The organism is Streptomyces sp. NP-1717, assembly GCF_022695985.1.
GTDB lineage: Bacteria > Actinomycetota > Actinomycetes > Streptomycetales > Streptomycetaceae > Streptomyces.
Map to the genome: position 1 here is coordinate 1 of NZ_JAAPBF010000311.1, position 6,555 is coordinate 6,555.

The following is a 6,555-nucleotide window of genomic DNA, read 5'->3' on the forward strand; positions in this document are numbered from 1 at the left end:
GCCGTGTTCTCGTCAAGGGTGATCATGCTGAAGTCGTTGAGGAGGGCGAGGGCGTCGGCTTCGGCTCCGGGGTCGTCGGCGAGGCCGTCGAGCAGGTCGCGGGGGATGTTGTGGGGGGCGAGCCAGGCCATGATCTGAAGGAGGCGGACGGCCAGGGGGGCGCGTTCGGCGATGGTGTCGAGGGTGATGCGCCAGGTGCGGGCGATGGTGGTGCTGTGGGGGTCGCCGTTGCCGGGGGTGTCGAGCATGCGGGCGGTCTGGGTGCGGAAGCGCTGGAGGTAGCCGGAGTAGGTGCCGCGTGTGCGGCGGATGTGGGTGCCGGCCTGTTCCAGGGCGAGGGGGAGGTGTCCGAGTTCGTCGGCCAGTTCCCCGGCGGCGGGGTGCTCGGCGGGATCGTTTCGCCTGGCGAGTTGGCACAGCAGGCTGATCGCGGCCGGGGGAGGCAGGACGTCCAGGTGCAGCGGCCAGTCGGCGAGCGTGTCCCAGTCGTGGGTGAGGCGGCTGGTGATGAGTTTGTGGCCGTTGGTGAGTCTGGCGAGATAGGGCGCGAGGTGGTCGGGGTGGGTGGCGTTGTCGAACACCAGGAGCCATCCGGGGTGGGTGTCGAGCCAGGCCAGGGCCCATTGGGCCAGGGCATCGCCGGCGGCGGTGCCGGTGTCGGTTCCGGGGTTGGCCCAGGTGGTGAGCTGGGCCAGGGAGTCGGTGATGGTCTCGGGTGTCTCGGCGTTGATCCACCAGACGGTGGTGTAGTCCAGGCGGTGGAGGTGTGCGTATTGCAGGGCCAGGGTGGTTTTCCCGACTCCTCCCAGTCCGGACATGGTCTGAGTGACGACCTGCGTGGCTGTCCGTTCGTTCCGGGGCTGCAGAGCCTGTTCCAGGATGGCCATTTCCCTCTCCCGGCCCATGAATTGGTGAGGGGTGGGGCGCGGGAGGTTGTGCATCGCGTGCGGACAGGTCACGTCCGCCGGTGGCCGCAGCACCAAGGGGGCCATGACGGTCGTGTCCCCGGTGTGGATGGCGCCGTGGTTGATGCCCACAGCCGGTGAACGTGCCCCGGAGGTGCTGGGACCGGAGCCGCCCTCGGACGGGGTCTGTGCCATGTCGTCGGTCAGGAGGTGGAGTCGCCGGTGTGGATGGTGCCGTAGTTGTTCTGGACGGCCGGTGACCTCTCACCCGAGGTGGTGACGGTGACCTTGCTGGGTGCGGCGGGTCGGGTCCATCCGGCGATGTCGGCCGCGAGGTCCGGTTCCGCCGTCAGCAGCCGGCGGATCTGGACTCGGAGCACCGCTGCCAGGTCCGCGTCATCCGGTGCGTCAGCCAGGTCGGTGATGCAGTGGACGACGGCTTCCTGTTCGGGCGTCGTCTCTCCGTCGGTGGCGTCCCGGCCGGTGAGGCGGCGCAGCATGCGTTGGCCGAACAGCACGGTGGCATCGGCGGCTCCGCTCTCCACGCGGGCCAGGACGGCGGCCCCGTAGGCGGTGACGGCGGCGGTGGCGTACGGCGTGAGATCCTGCGCGAGCTGGACCGCGTCCACGGACATGAAGACATCCCCCCTGGGCAGAACGTGTCACTGATGTCAGAACACAGAGGCACGGTGAGCCACCCAGCGTAGCCAACGGTCGCTCCGCTCGGTCTCGAACGCACCGAACTCCACAAGTCCCGCGCAGGACCAGCCTGTGAGGGGCTTGGTCTCCGGCCACACCCCCTGGCGTCTGTCCTCAAAGTAGCGCCGTCCGCCCGCAGGGCGGGGTCGGCGGCGGCTGGTGCGGCGCATCGCAAGGAGGAGGGTCGGCCTCGTACCGGGCGTACTTGGCCGAGTCCGACACCGCGGCGAGGTGCCGTGCAGGCCATCGCGGGCCAGGCCTTGGTCCCGGTTCCCGCGTGACGCGGTAGCCGATTGCCCGCTCGCACACGGCGGCGTCCCCGGTCCTTCGGCCGGGGGCGCCTTCGCGTCCGCCGGACGGCGGCGCTGACCCGTAGTCTTGATCCGGTTCGGGGGGCGTGGGGTGGGAGGAAGACCAAGTGGGTTCCGCAGGTGCGGGGAAGAGCAAGCGGATGCCGCGCGAGGTGCGCGAGCGGCAGATGCTGGACGCGGCCGTGGCGACGTTCGGGCGGCGGGGCTATCGGGCCGCATCGATGGACGAGATCGCCGAACTGGCCGGTGTGTCCAAGCCGTTGGTGTATCTGTATCTGAACTCCAAGGACGAGCTGTTCACCGCGTGCATCCGGCGTGAGGCCGACGCGCTGCTCGCGGCCGTACGCGCCGGTGTCGTGGAACCGGGACTCGCGCCCGACGAGCAACTGTGGTCCGGGCTCACCGCGTTCTTCACGCACACCGCGGAGAACCCCGACGCCTGGTCGGTGCTGCACCGCCAGGCCCGTACGCACGGGGAGCCCTTCGCCGCCGAAGTGACCCGGATGCGCGAGGAGTTGGTGTCCTTCGTGACGGGCCTGCTCCGCGACGCGGCCCGTGCGACCCCCGCCTCGTCCGATCTGGCCGATCTGGCCGACCGGGACGTCGTCGGGATCGCCCAGGCGCTCGTCGGCGCCGCCGAGGCGCTGGCCGGGTGGGCGAACGAGACCCCGGACGTCTCCGCCAAGGAGGCCGCGTCGACGCTGATGAACTTCGCCTGGGCCGGGCTGGGGAACCTGATGGACGGCGAACGCTGGCCCAGGTGACACCACGTGGGCCGGCGCCGCGCGGATGAGGCGGAGTCAGCCGGCGTGCAGGACCCGGAAGCGACCCGGGTCCGCCGGATCCCGGTCGACGACCTGGACCGGTGCCCACGTCCACTGGCGGACGCTGATGCCCGGGGTGCGGGAGAACCGGATCGGCCCCCGGGTGCCCTCGACCGCGACGCGCGGCCAGGCCCGGGCGACGCGGGCCCGGTCGGTGCCGTGCGTGCGCAGCACTTCGGCGAGGACGGCGACCGTGTCGTAGCCCTCGTACGCGACGAACGAGGGCGCCTCGGCCAGCCGCTCGCGCAGGGCCGCGCCGACGCGTACACCGAGCGGGGTGAGGTGCTCGGGCAGATAGCGCAGGAACGGGATCGCGGCGCCGTCCCCGCCCAGCGCCGCCGCCCATCCGGCGAACTCCGGCTGCCCGGCCGGTGCGCCGATCAGGACGTCGGCCAGGCGCGGGTCGCGCCGGACGGACCGGACGAGCGGCACCGCCGGGTCCGGCTGGCCGACCAGGAGAAGGAGGGCGCTCGCGCCGCTGTCGGCGAGTGCGTCGCACAGCCCGGCGGGCGTGAGCGCGCCGGTGTCGAGTTCGGCGACGGTGCCGCCGCGCGGAGCGAGACGGTCCCGCAGGATGCGGGTGCCGGACGCCCAGTAGACGCTCGGCTGCGTCGCCACGGCGATGCGGCTGTGGCCCGCGTCCAGGAGGAAGTCCGCGAAGATCCGCCAGCCCCGGGACTGCGGCGGGGCGAGACGCGCGACCCATTCCGTCGGCTCTTCGGTGAGCGCGTCGAGCACCGCCGACGAGCAGAGGAACGGCAGGCCGAGCGCGTCGGCCCTGGCGGCGGCGGAGCGGGCGACGACGCTGTGGTACTCACCGGCCAGGGCGGCCACGCCCAGGCGGGCCAGTTCGTCCACGGCCGCCTCGGCCTTCCGCGGATCCGCCGCGGTGTCCCGGACCACCAGCTCCAGCGCTCTGCCGCCGATCCCGCCGGTGTCGTTGACCTCGCCGACGGCCAACTCAAGTCCGGCGAGCAGGTGTTGGCCCGCCTCGGCCCAGCCCGGCCGGGTCAGTGGCACGAGAGCGCCGATCCTTACCGAGGATTCGTCGGACCGCTCGGCTCCCGGCGGCGATGGTGGTGTGTTCATGCGTGGGCGTCTCCCGTGTGGCGGTGCGCGTCCGGCTCGGCTCGCCGCGGCGGGGCGCGCCTCGTCGGCCGTGGACCGTCCCGGACATTGCATCGACCGCCCCCGCGACCGGGCAACCGATTATCGCTGTCTTGATTTCACGACCCGCTCCGGATTTACTCTGCCCGGACCGGAGCCTCCCGCTCCGCGCAGAGATGAGGGAACACCGCGTGTCCGCAGACGTGCCCGCCGACGGCGTGGGCTTCCCGGCGCGGTCCACGCCACCGGGCCTCTCGCACGCCGAGCCAGAGAAGCTGTGGGTGGACGGAGCCGTACGGCAGGTCTCCCTGCCGTCCCTCGTACCGGCCGTCCCGGACGGGTCCCTCGCCGACATCCCCTTCGACAACGCCCGCCACGCCCCGGACGAGGCAGTGCTCAGCCGGAAGCAGCCGGACGGCCGCTGGCGGGACGTCACCGCCGCCGAGTTCGCCGACGAGGTCCGCGCCGTCGCGAAAGGGCTGATCGCCGAGGGGCTGCGGCCCGGCGACCGGCTCGCGATCATGGCCCGTACGACCTACGAGTGGACGCTGATCGACTTCGCGGCCTGGGCCGCCGGCCTGGTCACCGTCCCCGTCTACCCGACCTCCTCCGCCTTCCAGACCCGCTGGATCCTCCAGGACTCCGGAGCCGTGGCCTGTGCGGTCGAGAGCGACGGGCAGGCGCGGCTGATCAGCCGCGAGCGCAGGCAACTGCCGGACCTCGCCCACCTCTGGACCTTCGACGCCGGGGCCGTCGACACCCTGCGCGCGGCCGGCGCCGGCGTACCCGACGGGGAGCTGGACGCGCGGCGAGCAGCCCTTTCGCCCGAGTCCCTGGCTACCCTCGTGTACACCTCCGGCACCACGGGGAGCCCCAAGGGCTGCGTCCTCACCCACGCCAACTTCTTCGCGGAGGTGGACAACTGCATCGAACTGCTCCACCCCGTCTTCAAATCGGTGAGCAGGGAACCCGCCTCCACGCTGCTCTTCCTGCCGCTCTCCCATGTCTTCGGGCGCATGGTCGCGGTGGGCTGTCTGCGGGCGCGGGTGCGGCTGGGCCACGCGCCGTCGCTGCGCACCGACGACCTCATCGCCGATCTGGCGGGCTTCCGGCCGACGTTCCTGCTGGCCATCCCGTACGTGCTGGAGAAGGTCTTCAACACCGGCCGCGCCACGGCCGAGACGATGGGCCGCGCCTCGTCCTTCGACCGGGCCGCGAAGATCGCCCGGGCGTACGGGACGGCCGTCGAGGCCGCGAGTGCCGGTACGGGTCCCGGGCCGTCGCTGCCCCTGAGGGCGGCCCGCGCGCTGTACGACCCGCTGGTCTACCGGCGGATACGGGCCGCCCTCGGCGGCAGGGTCGTGCAGGCGATCTGCGGCGGCTCCCCGCTGGGGCGTCCGCTCGCCGCCTTCTACGCGGGCGCGGGGATCACGATCTTCGAGGGGTACGGCCTGACGGAGACGACGGCCGCCGCCACGGTGACGCCGCCGCTCAAGCCCCGGCTGGGTACGGTCGGATGGCCGCTGCCCGGCACCTCCGTACGGATCGCCGACGACGGCGAGGTGCTGCTGAGCGGTGGCCAACTCTTCGCCGGGTACTGGGACATGGAGCGCGGTGAGCCCGTACCGGCCCTGGACGAGGGCTGGTTCGCGACGGGGGACCTGGGCGCACTGGACGACGACGGCTATCTCACGATCACCGGCCGCAAGAAGGACATCATCATCACGTCGGCCGGCAAGAACGTGGCCCCGGCGCCGCTGGAGGACTGGCTGCGCGCGCACCCGCTGATAAACCAGTGCCTGGTGCTCGGTGACAACCGGCCGTACGTCACGGCGCTGATCACCCTTGAGGCGGACGGGCTCGCGCACTGGTGCCAGATGAGGAAGAAGCAGCATCTGACGCGGGAGGAGCTGGTCGCGGACGAGGATCTGCTCGCCGCGCTGCAACGGGCGGTCGACGAGGCCAACCGGCTGGTGTCCAGGGCGGAGTCGATCCGCCGCTTCCGGGTGCTGACGGGGTCCTTCACGGAGGAGGGCGGGCATCTGACGCCGTCGCTGAAGGTACGGCGGACGGCGGTGGTGGCTGACTTCGCGGCGGAGATCGAGGAGCTGTACGGGTAGCCGGGCACGGGCCGTTGGTCCTCAAGCGCCGGACGGGCTCGGCGGTGCCCGGACAAGGCAGGAGCCCTGCTCCCCGCACTGGACATGCGGGGAGCAGGGCTCCTTGGTACTGCTTGTTTTTCCGTGCGCGATCTACCGACCCAGGGCAACTAGGCCGGGGTTACGTTCTCCGCCTGCGGGCCCTTGGGGCCCTGGGTGACGTCGAAGTTCACGACCTGGTTCTCCTCGAGGGAGCGGAATCCGGTCGCGTTGATCGCGGAGTAGTGGACGAAGACATCCGGGCCGCCGCCGTCCTGGGCGATGAAGCCGAAGCCCTTTTCAGCGTTGAACCACTTGACGGTTCCGGTAGCCATAAGCCCTCCTTGGGCCAAAGGGTTGCCCTGCTCCAGAACCTGCAAACAAGTCTGAAAACTACAAAAGCCTGCGGGTCACATTCTCCGCAGGCTCTGTACTGCAAGGGAAACCAAACTGCAACTTGCGGCGAGCCTAGCACGCTGCTCACGGCCAGCGGTAGGGGGAAAGATCACCCAAAGATCACCCCACCCGGACGTTTGAAGAGAGCTCCGGCGAGCTGACGCGACAAGCCCCC

5 protein-coding genes and 1 pseudogene are annotated in these 6,555 nt (G+C 71.4%); 2 read left to right on the forward strand and 4 right to left on the reverse strand.

Annotated elements, in window-relative coordinates; all coding sequences use genetic code 11:
* Together GXP76_RS32990 and GXP76_RS32995 are read right to left on the reverse strand one after the other, a co-directional pair.
* A pseudogene (locus GXP76_RS32990) lies at positions 1-1,100 on the reverse strand (ATP-binding protein); the annotation flags it as partial.
* Positions 1,101-1,108: 8 nt separating this feature from the next.
* On the reverse strand, positions 1,109-1,540 hold the full coding sequence (locus tag GXP76_RS32995) for a hypothetical protein (RefSeq protein ID WP_242575299.1): 432 nt from the start codon (positions 1,538-1,540) through the stop codon (positions 1,109-1,111).
* Positions 1,541-2,055: 515 nt separating this feature from the next.
* Between GXP76_RS32995 and GXP76_RS33000 the strand changes: the two genes are divergently transcribed.
* The gene (locus GXP76_RS33000) at positions 2,056-2,679 is read left to right on the forward strand and encodes a TetR/AcrR family transcriptional regulator (protein ID WP_242575301.1); all 624 of its coding nucleotides are present in this window, start codon (positions 2,056-2,058) and stop codon (positions 2,677-2,679) included.
* Positions 2,680-2,715: 36 nt separating this feature from the next.
* Here the strand turns inward: GXP76_RS33000 and GXP76_RS33005 are convergent, their stop codons facing one another.
* Positions 2,716-3,828 carry an ABC transporter substrate-binding protein gene (locus tag GXP76_RS33005; RefSeq protein ID WP_242575300.1) on the reverse strand — a complete coding sequence of 371 codons (1,113 nt, stop codon included), beginning with the start codon at positions 3,826-3,828 and terminating at the stop codon, positions 2,716-2,718.
* Between the two features lie 293 nt (positions 3,829-4,121).
* On the opposite strand from GXP76_RS33005, the gene GXP76_RS33010 reads away from it, so the two are divergent.
* Entirely contained in the window at positions 4,122-5,966 is a 1,845-nt protein-coding gene (locus GXP76_RS33010; RefSeq protein ID WP_277994089.1) for an AMP-dependent synthetase/ligase, read from the forward strand.
* A 149-nt stretch (positions 5,967-6,115) separates the two neighbouring features.
* Here the strand turns inward: GXP76_RS33010 and GXP76_RS33015 are convergent, their stop codons facing one another.
* Positions 6,116-6,319 carry a cold-shock protein gene (locus tag GXP76_RS33015; RefSeq protein WP_017948713.1) on the reverse strand — a complete coding sequence of 68 codons (204 nt, stop codon included), beginning with the start codon at positions 6,317-6,319 and terminating at the stop codon, positions 6,116-6,118.
* Between the last annotated feature and the right edge of the window lie 236 nt (positions 6,320-6,555).